The following is an 18,044-nucleotide window of genomic DNA, read 5'->3' on the forward strand; positions in this document are numbered from 1 at the left end:
GTAATATTAAAACGCACTTCATTCAGATAGCTTGAGCAGTTAGGCATGTTCATATAACATTCCCCTCAATTCCTTCAAGTCCCTCTGGATATCCAACTCCAAGTCATCAAGCTTATCTAAAATAACCTGCGGCGCATCATAGGCTACTTCTTCATATTCAACTTCTTTGTAACGATTGATGGAAAGATCATATTTATTCGTCGCAATATCTTTTTTATCAACGACGAAAGCTTTACCTTTTTTATCGAAAAAATCACCCTCACCTTCCTTGTATTGGTGATATTGTTCAATGATGTCAGGTATATCATTAGCTTGAATAGGCTCTCTCTTATCATCTAAACTAAAACCATCTGCTTTCATATCATAAAACAAGACTTTATCAGTGCCACCCGAATCAGTGCGCGTAAAAATCAATATGGCGGTAGATACCCCTGCATAAGGTTTAAATACACCAGATGGCATGGAGATAACAGCTTCTAACTTTTGTTCTTCGACTAAGGCATGTCTTAATTGTTGATGCGCCGTAGATGAGCCAAACAATACGCCATCAGGCACAATACAAGCACAACGGCCACCTAGTTTTAATTGTTTTATAAATAAACTGATAAATAGCAATTCTGTTTTTTTAGTCTTGCTTACTTGGAGCAAGTCTTTTGCAATACTTTCATGATCTAGTGATCCTTTAAAAGGTGGGTTAGCCAGAATAAGCGTATAGGCATCACGTTTATCAGCATGGTCTTCGCTTAATGAGTCCCTATCTTCAATAATTGGATTTTCAATACCATGTAAAGTCATGTTCATGGCGCCAATGCGTAACATTGAAGAATCGAAGTCTGAGCCATGGAACATTTGATTGTTAAAGTGATCTTTGAGTTTTTTATCACGATTGATTTCTTTGTGGTGCTTTTCTAAATATTCCGCAGCAGCAACCAAAAAGCCACAAGTACCGCAAGCAGGATCACAAATAATATCCTGTGGTGTTGGCTTTGTTAACTCAACCATCAGTTTGATAATGTGTCTCGGTGTACGGAATTGTCCATTTTTACCAGCAGTCGCTATTTTGGAGAGCATGTATTCATATAGGTCACCCTTTGTATCCCTGTCATGCATGGGGATATGCTCAATCATATTCACGACTTTATCAAGCAAGGCTGGGGTTGGAATAATAAATACAGCATCAGTCATAAACTTTGTATACGAACTACCAGCACGTCCATTAAGTGCTTTAATAAAAGGAAAAACTTCATCTTTAAATACTTCAAATTTTCGTTTAGGCTCGAAATCCTTAAACCTTGACCAGCGTAAATGCTCCTGTCCCTCTTCAAAGATAGGATCTGTAATCTCTTCACCTAATAAGTGGGCTTGTGCTTCCCTTGCTGTGTGAATCTCATCTAACCTTTTAGCAAAAAGTAGATAAGTAATTTGTTCAATAACAGATAGAGGATTTGATACACCACCTGACCAGAAAACACTCCAAATCTGATCCACTTTATTTTTGATTTCACCTGTAATCATTTGATTCTCTTATTAAAATTCTGCTTATTCCATATTTAACTTTGTTGTTATTTAGCTTTTTGCTCTTGGTTTTTAATCCATTGATCAATTTCGCTTTTACGAAAACGCCATGCAGCCCCTACTTTGAAGCCTGGTATTTTACCTTCCGAAGCAAACCTATAAGCAGTTTTTTCAGCTATTTTCAGATAGTTAGCCAAATCCTTAATAAGCATTATGTCGTTGTCAGTCATAGGAACATAACCCATTTATATGGAATTTAGTTGAAAATAGTTGAAAATACGGGGGATTTCAAGCTGTTTTTTTACCTCTACTTCTGCTGGTAGAGAAAAAATATTCTTAATAGATAGACTTACATTTTTTATTAGAAAAAAGACGTTCTAAGAATATGTGAGCTATGATGATAGGTATATTAAGTTAATTAGTATGAACGAATTTTTTGGATCACTTTACCAACAATATCTATTTCAAGACCATCAGCCACTTTAATATTTGGCCAATTATCATTTAACGTCAGAAGTTCGAATTCAGGTGAGGTAAAAGACAATTTCTTGTATTGGCAAACGATGACTTCTGATTTATTAGCTACTTTAACTACAACATAATCCCCTGGTTTTGGTGAGATCAAAGTATCTATTATTAGTACATCATTCACTCTAATTTCAGGGAGCATACTTTCATCTGTCATTTTCAGCGCGAATGCTTCCTTACTTAATTCTGGCAATAGCTTTATGCTAACAGAAATAAAAACCACATCATTAGATAACTCACAGTCAGAATCAGCATTGATATACATTTTTGCATCACAAGCCTGACGCGAATCCAATAGCGGAATCAAATGACTAGGGCTTTGTGTTTTTTTAATTTGCATCTCATCTGACAAGCACATTAAAAAAGCTGGCGAAACATCCAATGCATGTGCCAGCTGTTTGATTTCTTCTGGGCCAGGTGCGCGCGTTCCTTGTTCCCAATTGGTTAAGCGGGTTTGTTTAAGACCACCAGCAAGGTCACCAAGCTCTTTTAGTGTCAAGCCTTTTGCCTTTCGAGCCTCGAGAAGGCGTCTGCCAATTTCTTTTTTAATGTTTAGCTCAGCCAAATTCGCCTCATAAAAATAAGTTCAATCATTGATTTATCACGTAATGTGATATATATTCTCTTTAAAATCACTAATAGTGATATTTTTAAGTGTATTTTCATAAAGATTATCACATTATGAAAATAAAAACGAGGATTTAACAGGGATATACACCCATGATGGATTTCGTCATTAATAGTGATGAGTTGGCGGCAATGAGTGGTTTACCTCATATCCAGCAGCTGGCTTACCTTAGAGGAATAAGACCGTATATGGATGTGAAAACAGGAATAACAGGTATCAAGCGGCGAGTTAGTTATCAGTCGATATCTGAGCAGCTTTATATCGAGCCACATCAAGGAATTAAAAGTCAAAATTTTTCACGAGATCAAGTGCGTCGTGCAATTTCAGGTTTGGTACGTGCGGGCATTATTGAGATTCAATCTGAAGGCATGCAACTCATTTTAAAATGTCTCTTAGCTTCAAAGCATTATTCTGTCCAAAATAAAGCCGCCATAAACCCACCACAGAAAGCCACCACAAACCCGCACGAGATAGCCCTTGTAAATACTGAATTTTCTGAGGATACAGATATAAAAGCCGACATAGACGAACCCCAAAAAGCCGCCACACCTCTTATAAAAGAAAATAATTATATTTATTTATTACGCCAATTCGACAATTTCTGGCTTATGTACCCCGAAAAAAAGTCACGTGATCGTGCTTTTGAAATTTTCCAACAAATCAATCCCGATGAGCATTTACTGCAAACCATGTTGCAAGCACTCGATAGCCAAATCAAAGCCCATAAAGCAAAAGAAGCGCATGGTGAGTGGGTCCCTGCCTGGAAATTTCCAGCGAATTGGTTGTCACAAAAATGTTGGGAAGATGAAGTCACAATCGAATTAAAGCAGGAGAAAAGGAATGAGAAGCATCGCGCAAGTACTGGAACAGCCCATGACCCCTTCTGGAACGAAGACACAGAAGACTCAGCAAGCTCCGCAGAGGATGAATACCAGCAAACCAATGTCGTCAGCTTGCAATGGTACCGACAAGCGGATTGAGAACTTGTTTACCCGCTTTGCGGTCTTTTATGGGCATTTGTGGCGCAGTCAGTTTAAGAGCGATGGATTTTTGGAGTTTGCTAAAAAAGAGTGGTCGGAAGGATTGGAGCAATTTAGCGATGAGGTTTTGAATCAGGCCATTTTAGCTTGTCGGGATCATTGTGACATGCCGCCGAGTCTGCCGCAGATGATTGGTTGTTGTCGTGACATCAAACGGCGGAATACTTTTTATGTCGCAGGTGAAGCACATCAACCAGCAAGCCAAGCTGTGGTTGAAGAGAATATCCGGCAATGCAAAAGCCTACTTACTTAAATAAAAAGAGGAGAAGCACTATGTTACTTTTAACAAGAAAAGTCGGGGAATCCGTGGTTATCGGTGAAGATATTTACTGCACGGTCCTTGGATACCAGCATGGAGAAATTTGTCTTGCTTTTGATGCCCCCAAATCCCTCCCAATTCATCGAGAAGAAATTCAACGCAGAATTAACCGAGATCGTCAAAAGGATGAATGGTATCGCGAACCTGTACCTAATCAAGAAAGCGTTGTAGATCGCTTAATCAATAAATTTAAACACGAGATGAGTCCAGCATAGAACCATCAACAATAACATGAGGTTACTCAATGATAGATCTGGTTGAACAAGGACTAACGGTTAAAGACCGTGCCAAAGAGAAGCTGAAGCGTGATTTAGGTGGTTTGATTGAAGGGGCGCTTAGCGATCCCAAAACGGTAGAGATCATGTTGAATGCAGATGGCAGGCTTTGGCAAGAACAGCTTGGTGAAACCATGCGTTGCATAGGGAATATCAATGCAGCACGTGCCGAATCCATCATCAAAACTGTTGCCGGTTTTCATGGAAAAGAAGTGACTCGTATGAAGCCTTTGCTAGAGGGAGAGTTACCTCTGGATGGCTCACGTTTCGCCGGACAACTGCCGCCAGTTGTTTCAAGTCCAACCTTTGCCATCCGCAAAAAAGCGTTATCGGTTTTTACCCTCAATGACTATGTTCAGTCAGAAATTATGACACAAGCCCAATGCGAGGTGATTAAACAAGCTGTCTCTTCACACCGAAACATTTTAGTCATTGGCGGCACAGGTTCTGGCAAAACCACATTAGTGAACGCCATTATCAGTGAAATGGTGATTCATGCGCCTGAAGAACGTATTTTTATCATTGAAGATACCGGTGAAATCCAATGTGCAGCAAAAAATTGTGTCCAATACCATACCACGCTTGATGTCAGCATGACCCAGCTTTTAAAAACCACTCTCAGAATGCGCCCAGATCGAATCATTGTTGGTGAAGTTCGGGGTAGTGAAGCACTTGACTTGCTGGATGCTTGGAACACAGGACATGAGGGAGGAACAGCCACGTTGCATGCCAATAACTGTCTTGCAGGACTTCATCGGTTGAAATCACTCATCACCAGAAATCCGGCAGCACCCTCCGAAATTGAACCTTTAATAGGCGAGGCTGTTCATTGTGTCGTGCACATTTCAAGAACCCCACAGGGACGACAAATTCAAGAAATAATTAATGTCCATGGTTATGAAAACGGACATTACAACATCGAAAAACTTATTTAAGGAGAAAAAGAATGAATCAAACAACTCTGTTTAATCAAAAGAATTACTGGATAATGGGATTAATCGTTTTATTTTTGTTGTTAATCACTCATCCAGCCGCGGCCTCCTCTGCAGGTGGAGGACTTCCCTTCGACTCATGGCTAACTAAAATTCAAAAATCCATTACAGGCCCTTTTGCCTTTAGTGCTGCCATTATTGGATTGGTTGCAGCAGGTGCGACGCTTATTTTTGGCGGTGAATTAAATGGATTTATGCGATCCCTTGTCTTTTTTGTGTTGGTACTCTCATTTCTGGTAGCAGCTCAAAATACCATGACGGCAATTACTGGCAAAGGTGCTGAAATTTCTAAGCCATCTGTTGAAATCGTTGCAACGGAGACTCATCGATGAGTCTTCGTACCATCCCCATACGCCGATGTGGAAACCGCCCCAGTCTGTTTATGGGCGGAGACCGTGAGCTAGTCATGTTCTCAGGACTTTTGTCAGCCATTCTAATCTTTGCAGCTCAAGACTGGCTGGCAGCATTTGCAGGTTTAGTCATGTGGTTTTTATCCTTGAAAGGGCTTCGTTTAATGGCCAAATCCGACCCTTATATGAGGGCTATATATTTAAGACAGAGACGTTACCAGGCTTACTATTCCGCCCGTTCGACTCCTTTCAAAATAAATAAAAGAGGTTATCAATGATTGCCTTAATCACCTTTTTAATCAGCACCACAGGGCTTTTACTTTTAAGCCTCCTGTTTTGGGAAATTCGTCTGAAAAGCCGTCGTAAATATCATTTAAAAAAGCATCGCCATAATTCAGGAGGCACGGCAGATTTACTCAATTATGCCTCAGTGGTCGGTGATGGGGTGATCGTCGGTAAAAACGGCTCTTTTATGGCGGCTTGGCAATACCAGGGCGAAGATAATGCCAATACCACGGATGAGGCTCGTGAGATGGTCTCGTTTCGAATCAATCAGGCATTGGCTGCCATGGGCAATGGCTGGATGATTCATGTAGATGCAATGAGATGCGCGGCTCCCGGCTATAGTGAGCGGGGTCATTCTCATTTCCCAGACGCAATTTCTTTAGCAGTTGATGAGGAAAGAAGAAGACTTTTTGAAAGCATGGAAACCCTATATGAGGGGTATTTTGTGATTACGTTGACCTGGTATCCGCCAGTGATTGCCCAAAAGCGTTTTGTGGAATTGATGTTTGATGACGAAGGATTGAATCTCAGCCAAAAGGCAAAGACGCATCAACTGATAGAAGAATTCAAACAAGCCTGCAGAAACTTTGAATCGCGACTAAGTTCAGCCCTTAACCTCGAACGACTGAAAGCGGAACAACATAGTGATGAATATAACAATACCGTACTTCAAGACAACTTCTTAAGACACTTGCACTATTGTGTCACAGGACTTAACCATCCAGTCAATCTTCCTAAAAACCCAATTTACCTTGATGCATTAATCGGTGGTCAGGAATTAACATCGGGTATCACGCCTAAAATTGGGCGGAAGTTCATTCAATGTGTGGCGATTGAAGGTTTTCCAATGGAGTCTTACCCTGGCATTCTAACTGCCTTAACTCAATTGCCAGTTGAATATCGCTGGAGTTCTCGATTTATTTTTATGGATCCACATGAAGCGGTGGCGCATTTCACCAAATACCGTAAAAAGTGGAAACAAAAAGTCAGGGGATTTTTCGACCAGGTTTTTAACACCAATTCAGGTGTGATTGATGAAGACGCGCTCAATATGGTGAATGACGCACAATCAGCCATTGCTGAAACCAATTCAGGAATGGTGGGTCAAGGCTATTACACCTCGGTTGTCATTTTGATGAACGAAGACCGTGAGTTAGTTGAAAAAGCAGCGCTTTTGATTGAAAAGAACATCAATGCCTTGGGATTTACGGCAAGAACAGAAACCATTAATACCATGGATGCCTTTATGGGCAGTCTTCCAGGACATGGTGTTGAAAATATAAGACGGCCTTTAATCAACACCATGAATTTGGCTGACTTGATACCGACCTCCAGCATTTGGACCGGCGAAAACAAATCCCCTTGCCCACTGTTTCCACCACTATCCCCTCCATTAATGCATTGTGTCACCACGGGGAACACACCCTTTCGGCTGAATCTTCATGTAAGAGACTTAGGACACGGTATTATGTTTGGTCCTACACGCTCCGGGAAATCGACTCACCTAGGTTTAATTGCACTATCCTGGCGCCGCTACAAAGATGCACGGATTTATTCATTTGATAAAGGGATGTCCATGTATCCAACGTGTAAGGCCAGTGGAGGAGAACATTACACCATTGCTGATAAAAACTCGCACCTCTCATTTGCACCATTACAGTTTTTATCAACCAAAGCAGATAGAGCTTGGGCTATGGAGTGGATTGATACGATTCTTGCCTTAAATGGGTTAAATACTAGCCCAGCTCAACGCAATGAGATTGGTCATGCCATCATGAGCATGCATCAGAGTGGCTCTAAAACCGTATCTGAATTAGTCATGACCATTCAAGATGAACCCATCCGTGAAACCTTGAAACAGTACACCATCGATGGATTGATGGGGCATTTATTGGATGCCGAAACCGATGGTCTAGGGCTGTCCTCATTTATGACCTTTGAAATTGAGCATCTTATGGGGCTGGGTGAGAAATTTGCTTTACCAGTATTGCTGTATCTGTTTCGACGTATTGAAACATCACTGGATGGCAAGCCAACCCTGATTTTACTCGATGAAGCATGGCTGATGTTGGCACACCCGGTATTTAAAAACAAAATTGCTGAATGGCTTGATTCAATGGGCAAGAAAAACTGTGTGGTGTTTATGGCAACGCAACATTTATCACATGCCGCGAATTCTGGAATTTTAGACATCATAGTTGAATCAACCGCCACAAAAATCTTTTTACCTAATCTCTATGCACGAGATCCTGAAACACGCCTGATCTATGAACGGATGGGGTTAAACCCACGCCAGATTGACATCATTGCATCAGCTCAACCCAAGCGTGATTACTACTACGTCAGTGAAAAAGGACAGCGTCTTTATCAATTGGCTTTAGGTCCATTGGCGTTAGCATTTGTGGGTGCCACAGATCCTGACTCCATCGAACGAATGAAACAGCTTGAGGCTCAACATGGCGCTGAGTGGGTTTCATATTGGCTTTTAGAAAAAGGAATTACGATGAATCAATTTGGAGAAGCAGCATGAACCAAATAAAACAAAAGTTAAGCCTTAAAAAGAAAAAAAACAACTTAACAGATAATCCTTATCTCAATGCCAAAAGAGCCTGGAATTTTCATACTGCAGGTCTTATGAAATCATTACAGATATGGCAATTGGTAAGTCTAGGTAGTCTTTTAATCACTTTGGCTGCTATTGGTGGGCTCATAACGATTGGAAGTCAGTCCAAATTTATCCCCTTGGTATTTCAGCAGGATGCCAGCGGCAATACACTTTCAGTCACTCGCGCAGATCGTGTCGGTGATGCAAGTATCGATGATTACCGAGCGGCTGCAGCCCATTTCATTGAAAACATTCGAATGGTCAGTGTAGATGTCGCACTGCAGAAAAAGGCTGTATTTCAAGTTTATTCCTATTTGAACCAAAACGATGCAGCATTGACCAAAGTTCAGGAATTTTACAGTGACAAACAACACTCCAATCCATTTGACCGTGCAGCTCATGAAATCGTCAGTATCGAGATTCGTTCAGTCCTGCAGGAATCTGCCGATACCTGGCAGGTTGATTGGGTCGAGACAGTAAGAAACCGTGACGGAACGCTCAAAGAAAAGCCCGCCCAGATGAAAGCACTTGTGACCATGTATCAGGATGGTGAGCTCAATGATGCATCTAATGAATCGATTTTAAAGAACCCTCATCTGATTTATGTCCGCGATTTCAATTGGTCTTATGACTTAAAGAATGGAGAAAATGCATGAAAAAAATAATTCTTTCCTTTGGTTTGATGCTTCCTTTGACAAGCTTTGCTGTGGATAACTCTGAGCTGGCTAACTTCTATTTTTCTAAAAGCATCCCTGCATTATCGAATCAGGAAAAGCAGGCTTTAAGCATTGCAGAAGAATGGCAGAAGGGTGACAAAACCAGCAAGCCATTCCACTCTTCCGATGGCTCAGTAAGTTTTGTTTATGGTTCAGGTCAAATCAGGGTGGTATGCGCACCATTACAGATTTGCGACATTGCGTTGCAGTCTGGTGAGCAGCTTAACGATATGAATGTCGGCGATCCACGTTTTCTCGTTGAGCCTTCTATTACGGGTTCAGGTATGGAGCAACAAATTCACTTGTTAATTAAACCCAAAGATGTTGGGCTAGATACTTCTCTAGTCGTTACTACAGACAGAAGAACCTATCATTTTAGGTTGAAGTCCGATCAAAACGAGTTTATGCCCTATGTCTCTTTTACTTATCCAGATGATGCAAAAGCCAAATGGCGTTTGATTCAGCACATGCAAGCACAACAGCGAAAAGCCAATACCTTCACAGAAACCAACGAATATTTAGGCGATCTTAATTTCAATTACAGGATACAAGGCAATTCCCGATTTAAACCGGTTCGGGTTTATAACAATGGTGTGAAAACCATTATTGAAATGCCTGGAAGCATGTCTGAAAGCGAAGCCCCTGCACTACTGGTCTTAAGAAATGGTGGTTTGTTTAAAAAACCAGAATCGGTGATGGTCAATTATCGCCTGCAGGGCTGCCGATATATTGTTGATAGTGTGTTCGACAAGGCAATACTGATTATCGGAAGTGGCTCTTCTCAAGAAAAAATTACCATTACGAGGTGCTAGAGATGAGGACAGTAAGTGTTTTATTGTTGGTAATTGTTTTGTCGAGCTGCGCAAGCATGCAGTATGGAAATTTTACAGTTGCCTCTCAGAGTAAAGATATTTATTTGGCTAAAGATGCTGCGTCACAACTCACACATATTTATCCGCCAGCGCAAAATATTTTTTATATCAGCCAAAAAGTCAGTGATGGCTTTGGCATTAATTTGATTCATGAAATGCGAAACAAAGGTTATGGCGTGATTGAAAACGTCCAACCGAGACAAAAAGCAAATTTTTTCTATGTAGTTGATGAGATGAAGCAAGGCTCTCACTATCGAGTCAGCCTTTATATTGGCTCGCAAACATTAAGCAGGGTCTATGTCAAAACTAAAGAAAAAATCGCTCCAACCAGCCCATGGTCACACAAGGAGTAACAAAATGAACCAAAACATCGATTTATTATCACCGAATAGTTCACCGCAAAAACTCAAAACAACAGGAGTCAAGCGTGTGAATAATCTCCCTTTAGTGATAGCAATTGGCGTGTTGACCCTTTTTGTCGTGTTAATCGTCTTTGTTTCCCATAAGAGAGCCAATGCACAAAACCAAACTCTAGAGGCAATAAAAGTCACGGGACAGAAGAAAAATAACATGAATCTGGCCAATGAAATCGTTGGGAATCACAAAACCGGTGTGATGCCTGAGGCACTCATCATCAATCATGAGCCGGTACTTGAGTTACCTGTGGAACAAAACTTCCTTCAAAAACAAGACATGGATAGTCAAAATGTATCAGATACGGAGCTGGAACGAATTCGTCAGGAAAAAACCCAAGCATTTGAAGAAGCGGTCAAAGCAAAAACATTAATTATGGTTGATAATCCTCACCTAAATACCAGAGAAAGTATGACTACACACAGAGCCAATTCTGTTGCACCATTCGATGTCGATGGCGGCAGTTCCTTTAAAGAGCAACTGCAACTGCTCGAGGGACGACAAAATGCTAGACCCATGCCGCAAACTTTGGGTGGTGAGGAAAATGAAATGCGCTGGCATTTAAATTCACGACTCGAGAATCCCAACAGTAGATACGAGTTAAGAGCCGGAAGTGTTATTCCTGGAGTGATGGTAAGCGGTATTTCTTCTGAACTGCCTGGGCAAATCATCGGTCAAGTCTCCCAGAACGTTTATGATACGGCGACAGGTCAACATCTTTTAATCCCCCAAGGTACAAAGATTTTTGGTCTTTATTCCAGTGAGGTGAGCTTTGGTCAGAGTTCGGTGCTGGTAGCCTGGCAACGCCTTACTTTTCCAGATGGAAAAGCTTTGGATATTGGCTCCATGCCAGGAGCTGATAGTGCAGGTTTCGCAGGCTTTCGTGATCAAATAAATAATCATTACTTACGAATTTATGGTTCAGCCCTCTTGATGTCCGGTATCGTTGGGGGAATCAGTTACAGTCAAAACAGTAATCAGTCCAATCAGTATGGATTTAGCCCCTCTACAGCGGGCAGTGTATTAAGTCAGGCATTGGGTCAACAGCTAGGCGAAGTAACGTCACAACTGGTGGCAAAAAATCTGAATGTAGCACCGACTCTAAACATTCGTCCGGGTTATCGATTCAACATCATTGTCGTAAAAGATTTAACTTTTAGAAAGCCCTACCGGCAGTTCAGATAACAAAAAAGAGGAACTGTGATGAAACTTCGAATCCTGTTTGTTTATTTATGGACATTTAATGCCTGCTCCAATATGCCCGTGTTTGATTTACCCAATTACGTACAAAATGGAAAAATGCTACTGAACCAGATTAAAGAGTATAAAACTCAGGTTGATCAATACAACAACCAGATTCAGCAATATCAAAACATGCTGGATAACACCAAATCACTCACTTCGTTTCAGTGGGACAATGCCAATGGGGTAATAGATAATCTGCTTGAATCGACCGATACGATTGATTATTACAAACAAGAAGCAGGTAGCCTTCAAGGTTACCTGGATAGGTATCAAAGTCAGGAATACTATCAAAAAACACCTTGCTTTAATGGCAGTAACCAGTGTAGTCCCGAAGAAATCCAGAAAATAAGGCAAAGTAAAATATCTGCTTCTGTTGCTCAAAAACGCGCTAACGATGCCATGCTCAAGGGAATTGATAAACAGCAGCAAAGTTTAAAAGATGATTCGGTAAAACTGCGCACCTTGCAATCTCAGGCTCAAACTGCCCAGGGGCAAAAACAAGCGCTCCAGGCTGCCTCGCAACTGGCAAGCCAACAATCCCATCAACTGCTTCAAATAAGAGGACTTTTGTTAGCGCAACAAAGCGCACAAACCACAAAAGATGCAGCAGCAGCCAACAAAGAAGCCATACAAACCGCTGCTGATGAACGTTTTAGGTCAGGCACCTTTCATAAAAGTTCAGGAAAAAAATGGTAACCCATTGATAACAAGAGGAAGAAAACAATGAAACGATTAGGATTATCCATAGCACTTTTAGCATTCCTGCTTACAGGCTGTGACAGTGCTGAGGTAAAAGCACGAAAAAAGGCAGAGCATCTAGCCTCGTTAACCTGCAACAGCTCCAAAGAGGGTCGGACAGCCGATGAGCTGCAGGCAATAGCTGATGCTTGTTTTAAAGGCGGAAGTTACTCCAAAAGCTCAGGTATAAAGTGGTAATCCCATGAAAAAAAAGACAATCACTTATTTAATCGTATTCCTTTTAATTGGGTTTTCCTTGTCGGCTCATGCACAAGGCAGCATGGACAGCAGGGATTTGCTGGATAATATTCTGTATCGGTTTTCCAGTACAGCCTCTACATGGAGCCAAACCATATTAAGTTATGCTCGATACCTCTTCTGGTCTCTGGCATTAATTAGCATGGTATGGACCTATGGGCTTATGTCATTACGAAGAGCGGATATTCAGGAGTTTATGGCTGAAACGGTTCGATTTTTAGTGGTTGTCGGTTTTTTCTATTGGATTTTGGATAATGGACCTGCCATTGCAACCGCCATCATCGACTCCATGCGACAACTCGCAGCAAAGGCTTCCGGAATTGATACGCACATTTCCCCCTCTGACATTATTGACGTAGGTTTTGATATTGTTTCCAAAGCAATTAATAACTCGTCCCTCTGGTCCCCTGCGGCAACTACGGTGGGATTGATCGTTGCAGGGGTGATTCTGGTCGTTTTGGCACTGGTCAGTATTAACATGCTGATTATTCTGATTACTGCCTGGATTTTAACCTATGGCGGCATCATCTTATTAGGGTTTGGTGGCGGACGCTGGACTTGCGATATCGCGATTCAATACTACAAAACAGTGTTGGGTATTGCTTTACAGGCATTTGCGATGATTTTGATTATTGGTATTGGTAAGTCTTTTGTCGATCAATATTATGCCGCTATGGCAAAGGACATTCTCTTAAAAGAAATGTTTGTGATGCTCGTTGTATCCATTATTTTGCTGATATTGATTAATAAAATCCCCCCTGTTCTCGCCAGCATTGTATCTGGCGGTGGCGGAGGCAGCGGTGGTATTGGTCTGGGTGGCGCTTTAGGTGCTGCCGGCGTTGCGGGTGCTGCTTTGGCAAGCAGCGCAGGAGCTGTCAGTGCTCAAAGTGCAGGAGGCTTATCCGCTCTTCATGCGGCATTCAAAGCCGCTTCCCAAAGTATGGGTGCTGGTGATTTAGGTTCTGTGTCAGAAGGCAATGTCAGCTCCAAAACCGGCAGTTTGGCACAAGCCATGGGGCAAGCATCCAAATTTGCAGGTTCGTTTGGCTCACATTTAGCATCAGGGACATTTGATGTAGCACGAGAAAAGGCAAGCGCTATGAAGGAGGCAATGGCTGCAACGGTGGCCGAAACTACCGGTGGGAAAATTGCCGATGCAATTCATCAACGGGTGGAATCACAAAACGATTTATCAGCATCTGAACACCAGGATTCAGCATTTCAAAATATTACGTCGATAGGCACTCCAGAAGGAAGTTTCAGTGCCGGAGAAAATGACGATGAAGTCAGCCATTTTGTCAATCGAAAAGCATCTGGAGACTGCCAATGAATCTGAGTAAACCCAATAAATCCATTGGTCCACAAGTGAGACAAAAACAGGATAACAAGAGGACCATGAGACTCATCGTAATGGTGACTCTGGGATTTTTAATCAGCATGGAGATTGGCACACAATATGTGGCTTATAAGTTTCATTACCACGAGAATTTAGGTTTTTCATTTGCGCATGTTTATCTACCCTGGAATCTGCTCTGGTGGAACATGAACTATCATCATTACCATCCCGAATATTTTAATGCCGCCTTTGGCATGGTGGTGATGAGCAGCTGCCTTTTTTTGATGATGCTGTTGTTCGCTAGTCGCCATTTAAAAAAAGAAAACATCAGCGAATACCTTCACGGCTCAGCCAGATGGGCGAATAAGGATGATTTGAACAATGCTGGTTTGCTTGACCAGGAGGAAGGTGTGTATGTTGGGGCGATTGAAGATGCGCAGGGAGAAATTCATTATTTGCGCCATAATGGGCCGGAGCATGTTTTAACCTATGCACCAACGCGATCCGGAAAAGGTGTTGGCCTTGTAATCCCTACCCTTTTATCGTGGAAGCATTCCTGCGTGATTACCGATTTAAAAGGCGAGCTTTGGGCCATGACCGCTGGCTGGAGACAAAAGCATGCTAACAATAAAGTGATTCGCTTTGAACCAGCAACATTAACTGGCTCAGCCCGTTGGAATCCGCTTGATGAAATCAGAGTGGGTACAGAATCAGAGGTGGGTGACGTACAAAATTTGGCAACACTTGTGGTTGATCCTGATGGTAAAGGGTTAGAAACGCACTGGCAGAAAACATCGCAAGCCCTTTTGGTTGGTTTTATTCTGCATGCGATTTACAAACTAAACAACCAGGGGGAGCCGGCCACATTTCCCAACATTGACCGTATGCTGGTGGATCCCAATATTAATATTGCCGACCTGCTCATTGAAATGACCCAATACCCGCATATTGAAGGAAAAACCCATCCCGTTATTTCAGCCTCCGCCCGTGACATGATAGACCGCCCCGAGGAAGAAGCAGGCTCTGTGTTATCCACTTTAAAATCTTATCTGGCGTTATATCGTGACCCAGTAGTTGCTCATAACATATCTGCCTCAGATTTTTGCATCCGCGATTTAATGAACTATGAAAGTCCTGTGAGTCTCTATATTGTTACTCAACCCAATGATAAAGCAAGGCTTCAGCCTCTGATTAGGGTCATGATTAATATGATAGTGAGGTTATTGGCTGACAAAATGGAGTTTGAGCGTGTATCGGATGACAAAGGTTTAGCTTATGTCAGAACGAAAAAAACGTATAAGCATCGATTGCTTTACATGATCGATGAATTTCCAAGTCTTGGAAAACTCGATATTCTGCAAGAGTCATTAGCGTTCGTTGCGGGTTATGGTTTGAAGTTTTACTTAATTTGTCAGGACATTAATCAGCTTAAAAGCCGTGAACGTGGTTATGGTCCTGATGAAACCATCACGTCTAATTGCCATATTCAAAATGCTTATCCACCTAACCGAGTTGAAACAGCAGAACATCTTTCCAAACTGACAGGCCAAACGACGATTGTTAAAGAACACATCACCACCAGCGGCAAACGTTTTTCAACGTTCTTAAATCAAATCTCCAAAACCGTGCAGGAAGTATCAAGACCTCTTTTAACCGTTGATGAGTGTTTGCGTATGCCTGGCCCCAAAAAAGACTCCGATGGTTTTATCCGTGAGGCTGGTGATATGGTGGTTTATGTCGCTGGTTTTCCTGCGATTTATGGGAAGCAGCCACTTTATTTTAACGATCCAGTTTTCTTAGCCAGAGCATCTGTCGAGGCACCAGTACACTCAGATATTTTGCGTGCTCGTTTAAGTGACGATGAGATCATCAAGTTATGAAAAAATTGTCCGTCTTCATCGCTATTTTCTTTATATGTCTTATTGCTTTAGGCGCACTGTTCCATGCTATGGGTTTTAGGATAAACCTGACTGAATCCATACCTATAGGCTTATATCGCATCACCAGTGCAGAATCTCTCAAAAATGCTTATGTGATTTTTTGTCCTGATGACAGGAAGTCGTTTAGGTTAGCCAAGAACAGAGGCTATATAGACCATGGTCTTAATTGTGGTGGATATGGTTATTTAATGAAAAAAGTCGTGGCTCTATCTGGCGATATTCTCTCGGTGACAACCGAAGGTGTTTTTGTGAATCACATGCTAATCCCCTATTCAAAACCAAAATTACAGGATGGGATGAACCGCACATTACCTCAATGGCAGGTAATGAATTACCAACTTCAAAAAGAGGAAATCCTGACAATGACCAGTCAAAGCGAATGGTCATTCGATGGTCGATATTATGGTCTTGTTCACACAAGACAAATCAAAGGAATGATCACACCCGTATGGTTAATTAATAAACGGGAGAATACCACATGATTAATGAAATCAAATTAATGGGGAAAATAATTTGGTTTCTGATAATAATATCATAACGAAATAGGCTATTTGCTACGAAGCTTTTTAATAAAAGGATTCAATTTTTTTTTTATTAACTCAAGTGTTAAGCTTTCATTATAATAAACATAAACAATGGAAACGCCATTTTGCCTACAAAGCTCTTTTTTTCTTAAATCTCTTTCTTTGTTTTTTATTAAAGCTGTTTCACCGCCAAAAAAGTCAACTGGCTCAAAATGTTGTCTACCTTGGTATTCCAATGCCAAAGATATTTCAGGAAAATAGACATCAAGACTTTGACTACCCAGCCAGGTAGGGCTGGCTTCCCGCAATATTTTAAATTCTGGAAGTAGCTCCTTGGCGAATAGAAACATATTATTTTCATTAATCCATTTGGGTTGGTTAAATATATAGTTTAAATTATGGTAAATCCAACTCCATTTTGGGTCTTTATAATAGAAAAATGAAAGAGGTCCAAAACAATATTGTAAAGTTTTGTCAGGAATACCAAATTGTCTTTTACACTCATCAAAGCCGTATTTCTGTATTATGCATACATGGCAAATTGTATTCCGCCTCGGTAAGCAAACTATATCAGATAACATTAAAAGATTATCTTTTCGAGCGGTTGGAGGATTAGATGCCAATAAATGCTCGTGGAATTCCCTGGAGCAGGAGCATATATATCGTTTACCAGAAATAAGATTAAAATAAGTTATTTCCTGATGCTTAGAATTAAACATTTCAAAATCACAAAGATAAAACCATTCTGGCACCATTTTATCCTGAAGTTTTTCAATGGTTTCAGGAGATAGTTGGGTGAGAATGTTTTTAACCCTAAAAGAAAATCTTAATTTATTGATGAAAATATTTGTTTGGGTTTTTAGTTCTTTTATTGCAACGTCTTTTTTTGCTATCCGTGTAAACTCTATTTCATGTAAATAATTATTGCTTAATATTTTTCCATCCATAAAATAAAATAAGTGATATTCATTATTCTTATTATTTCTTATATGTCCGGACTTTATAGGAAAGTATTTCATTACAACACCTTTTATGAATGGATTGAACTCAACTTTGTCTTGCCTCATTTTCTGTATTTTAATTATTGAGGAAAGTTCAAAAGTCAGTTCTTTATCAAGGTAATTAAAGCCGAAGCCATGAGTCAAAGTTTTTGGTTGCTTACATTTAATAACAGTATCCATTACAAAATCATTCTTTATTAGGAGGTTACTATATTTCGACAAATAATTTGACATTGCAATTTTTAAAGCATATTCGATACTTGCAGAAAGATCCTGAAATATATGCTTTTCTAATGTATCTTTTAGGGCTTTTTCAAAAACATCAGTTTCTATGCCTAATCGGAGTTCCATAAGATTAATTAAATAGTAATTCTTTTTATTGTAGGCCAAAAAAGTGAAGTTAACGGCAAGATTGCCGAGAAATATATGAACGATCTATTTTTTTTGTAATCTTATCCATAGC

The 18,044-nt window shown here is 40.8% G+C and carries 20 protein-coding genes; 16 read left to right on the forward strand and 4 right to left on the reverse strand.

The window, feature by feature from the left end:
• Window positions 1-39: 39 nt before the first annotated feature.
• From DGG96_RS11215 to DGG96_RS11225, 3 genes are all read right to left on the reverse strand, one after another.
• Window positions 40-1,515, reverse strand: coding sequence for a type I restriction-modification system subunit M (locus DGG96_RS11215; protein WP_110142749.1), 1,476 nt, complete (start codon window positions 1,513-1,515; stop codon window positions 40-42).
• Window positions 1,516-1,562: 47 nt separating this feature from the next.
• Window positions 1,563-1,745: a methylation-associated defense system helix-turn-helix domain-containing protein MAD1 gene (mads1, locus tag DGG96_RS11220; protein WP_110142750.1), complete on the reverse strand. Its 183-nt coding sequence runs from the start codon at window positions 1,743-1,745 to the stop codon at window positions 1,563-1,565.
• 188 nt (window positions 1,746-1,933) lie between these two features.
• A complete protein-coding gene (locus tag DGG96_RS11225; RefSeq protein WP_110142751.1) occupies window positions 1,934-2,608 on the reverse strand; it encodes a LexA family protein in 675 nt (224 codons plus the stop codon).
• A gap of 158 nt (window positions 2,609-2,766) precedes the next feature.
• Between DGG96_RS11225 and DGG96_RS11230 the strand changes: the two genes are divergently transcribed.
• The 16 genes from DGG96_RS11230 to traF are packed head-to-tail and all read left to right on the forward strand — an operon-like array spanning window position 2,767 to window position 16,538.
• The gene (locus DGG96_RS11230) at window positions 2,767-3,651 is read left to right on the forward strand and encodes a hypothetical protein (RefSeq protein ID WP_110142752.1); all 885 of its coding nucleotides are present in this window, start codon (window positions 2,767-2,769) and stop codon (window positions 3,649-3,651) included.
• A 4-nt stretch (window positions 3,652-3,655) separates the two neighbouring features.
• Entirely contained in the window at window positions 3,656-3,964 is a 309-nt protein-coding gene (locus DGG96_RS11235) for a Vir protein (RefSeq protein ID WP_110142753.1), read from the forward strand.
• A 20-nt stretch (window positions 3,965-3,984) separates the two neighbouring features.
• Complete coding sequence (locus DGG96_RS11240) at window positions 3,985-4,245, forward strand: carbon storage regulator (RefSeq protein ID WP_110142754.1); 261 nt, start codon at window positions 3,985-3,987, stop codon at window positions 4,243-4,245.
• A 29-nt stretch (window positions 4,246-4,274) separates the two neighbouring features.
• Window positions 4,275-5,240, forward strand: coding sequence for a P-type conjugative transfer ATPase TrbB (gene trbB, locus DGG96_RS11245; RefSeq protein ID WP_110142755.1), 966 nt, complete (start codon window positions 4,275-4,277; stop codon window positions 5,238-5,240).
• Between the two features lie 11 nt (window positions 5,241-5,251).
• The gene (locus DGG96_RS11250) at window positions 5,252-5,629 is read left to right on the forward strand and encodes a TrbC/VirB2 family protein (RefSeq protein ID WP_110142756.1); all 378 of its coding nucleotides are present in this window, start codon (window positions 5,252-5,254) and stop codon (window positions 5,627-5,629) included.
• Window positions 5,626-5,925, forward strand: a complete 300-nt coding sequence (locus DGG96_RS11255) for a conjugal transfer protein TrbD (protein ID WP_110142757.1) — start codon at window positions 5,626-5,628, stop codon at window positions 5,923-5,925. Before DGG96_RS11250 ends, DGG96_RS11255 begins: the two co-directional genes overlap by 4 nt.
• Window positions 5,922-8,462 carry a VirB4 family type IV secretion/conjugal transfer ATPase gene (locus DGG96_RS11260; RefSeq protein ID WP_110142758.1) on the forward strand — a complete coding sequence of 847 codons (2,541 nt, stop codon included), beginning with the start codon at window positions 5,922-5,924 and terminating at the stop codon, window positions 8,460-8,462. Before DGG96_RS11255 ends, DGG96_RS11260 begins: the two co-directional genes overlap by 4 nt.
• Window positions 8,459-9,193: a conjugal transfer protein TrbF gene (locus tag DGG96_RS11265; RefSeq protein WP_110142759.1), complete on the forward strand. Its 735-nt coding sequence runs from the start codon at window positions 8,459-8,461 to the stop codon at window positions 9,191-9,193. Before DGG96_RS11260 ends, DGG96_RS11265 begins: the two co-directional genes overlap by 4 nt.
• Complete coding sequence (gene trbG, locus DGG96_RS11270; RefSeq protein WP_110142760.1) at window positions 9,190-10,065, forward strand: P-type conjugative transfer protein TrbG; 876 nt, start codon at window positions 9,190-9,192, stop codon at window positions 10,063-10,065. The genes DGG96_RS11265 and trbG overlap by 4 nt, the downstream gene beginning before the upstream one ends.
• 2 nt (window positions 10,066-10,067) lie before the next feature.
• A complete protein-coding gene (locus tag DGG96_RS11275) occupies window positions 10,068-10,478 on the forward strand; it encodes a conjugal transfer protein TrbH (RefSeq protein WP_110142761.1) in 411 nt (136 codons plus the stop codon).
• 4 nt (window positions 10,479-10,482) lie between these two features.
• Complete coding sequence (locus tag DGG96_RS11280; protein ID WP_110142762.1) at window positions 10,483-11,724, forward strand: TrbI/VirB10 family protein; 1,242 nt, start codon at window positions 10,483-10,485, stop codon at window positions 11,722-11,724.
• An 18-nt stretch (window positions 11,725-11,742) separates the two neighbouring features.
• Window positions 11,743-12,480, forward strand: a complete 738-nt coding sequence (gene trbJ / locus DGG96_RS11285; protein ID WP_110142763.1) for a P-type conjugative transfer protein TrbJ — start codon at window positions 11,743-11,745, stop codon at window positions 12,478-12,480.
• Between the two features lie 27 nt (window positions 12,481-12,507).
• Window positions 12,508-12,720 (forward strand): hypothetical protein, encoded by a 213-nt coding sequence (locus tag DGG96_RS11290; RefSeq protein WP_110142764.1) that lies wholly within the window; start codon window positions 12,508-12,510, stop codon window positions 12,718-12,720.
• 4 nt (window positions 12,721-12,724) lie between these two features.
• Window positions 12,725-14,110, forward strand: coding sequence for a P-type conjugative transfer protein TrbL (gene trbL / locus DGG96_RS11295; RefSeq protein ID WP_110142765.1), 1,386 nt, complete (start codon window positions 12,725-12,727; stop codon window positions 14,108-14,110).
• Window positions 14,107-15,996, forward strand: coding sequence for a type IV secretory system conjugative DNA transfer family protein (locus DGG96_RS11300; protein ID WP_110142766.1), 1,890 nt, complete (start codon window positions 14,107-14,109; stop codon window positions 15,994-15,996). The genes trbL and DGG96_RS11300 overlap by 4 nt, the downstream gene beginning before the upstream one ends.
• On the forward strand, window positions 15,993-16,538 hold the full coding sequence (gene traF, locus DGG96_RS11305; RefSeq protein WP_110142767.1) for a conjugative transfer signal peptidase TraF: 546 nt from the start codon (window positions 15,993-15,995) through the stop codon (window positions 16,536-16,538). The genes DGG96_RS11300 and traF overlap by 4 nt, the downstream gene beginning before the upstream one ends.
• A gap of 65 nt (window positions 16,539-16,603) precedes the next feature.
• On the opposite strand, the gene DGG96_RS11310 is transcribed toward traF, so the two are convergent.
• On the reverse strand, window positions 16,604-17,932 hold the full coding sequence (locus DGG96_RS11310) for a hypothetical protein (RefSeq protein WP_110142768.1): 1,329 nt from the start codon (window positions 17,930-17,932) through the stop codon (window positions 16,604-16,606).
• Window positions 17,933-18,044 lie beyond the last annotated feature (112 nt).

The sequence above is a fragment of the Legionella qingyii genome (assembly GCF_003184185.1).

Coding starts and splice junctions, on each gene's coding strand:
- DGG96_RS11215 (WP_110142749.1), bottom strand. CDS start 1,515: ATGATTACAGGTGAAATCAAAAATAAAGTGGATCAGATTTGGAGTGTT.
- mads1 (WP_110142750.1), bottom strand. CDS start 1,745: ATGACTGACAACGACATAATGCTTATTAAGGATTTGGCTAACTATCTG.
- DGG96_RS11230 (WP_110142752.1), top strand. CDS start 2,767: ATGGATTTCGTCATTAATAGTGATGAGTTGGCGGCAATGAGTGGTTTA.
- DGG96_RS11240 (WP_110142754.1), top strand. CDS start 3,985: ATGTTACTTTTAACAAGAAAAGTCGGGGAATCCGTGGTTATCGGTGAA.
- trbB (WP_110142755.1), top strand. CDS start 4,275: ATGATAGATCTGGTTGAACAAGGACTAACGGTTAAAGACCGTGCCAAA.
- DGG96_RS11250 (WP_110142756.1), top strand. CDS start 5,252: ATGAATCAAACAACTCTGTTTAATCAAAAGAATTACTGGATAATGGGA.
- DGG96_RS11255 (WP_110142757.1), top strand. CDS start 5,626: ATGAGTCTTCGTACCATCCCCATACGCCGATGTGGAAACCGCCCCAGT.
- DGG96_RS11260 (WP_110142758.1), top strand. CDS start 5,922: ATGATTGCCTTAATCACCTTTTTAATCAGCACCACAGGGCTTTTACTT.
- DGG96_RS11265 (WP_110142759.1), top strand. CDS start 8,459: ATGAACCAAATAAAACAAAAGTTAAGCCTTAAAAAGAAAAAAAACAAC.
- trbG (WP_110142760.1), top strand. CDS start 9,190: ATGAAAAAAATAATTCTTTCCTTTGGTTTGATGCTTCCTTTGACAAGC.
- DGG96_RS11275 (WP_110142761.1), top strand. CDS start 10,068: ATGAGGACAGTAAGTGTTTTATTGTTGGTAATTGTTTTGTCGAGCTGC.
- DGG96_RS11280 (WP_110142762.1), top strand. CDS start 10,483: ATGAACCAAAACATCGATTTATTATCACCGAATAGTTCACCGCAAAAA.
- trbJ (WP_110142763.1), top strand. CDS start 11,743: ATGAAACTTCGAATCCTGTTTGTTTATTTATGGACATTTAATGCCTGC.
- DGG96_RS11290 (WP_110142764.1), top strand. CDS start 12,508: ATGAAACGATTAGGATTATCCATAGCACTTTTAGCATTCCTGCTTACA.
- trbL (WP_110142765.1), top strand. CDS start 12,725: ATGAAAAAAAAGACAATCACTTATTTAATCGTATTCCTTTTAATTGGG.
- DGG96_RS11300 (WP_110142766.1), top strand. CDS start 14,107: ATGAATCTGAGTAAACCCAATAAATCCATTGGTCCACAAGTGAGACAA.
- traF (WP_110142767.1), top strand. CDS start 15,993: ATGAAAAAATTGTCCGTCTTCATCGCTATTTTCTTTATATGTCTTATT.
- DGG96_RS11310 (WP_110142768.1), bottom strand. CDS start 17,932: ATGGAACTCCGATTAGGCATAGAAACTGATGTTTTTGAAAAAGCCCTA.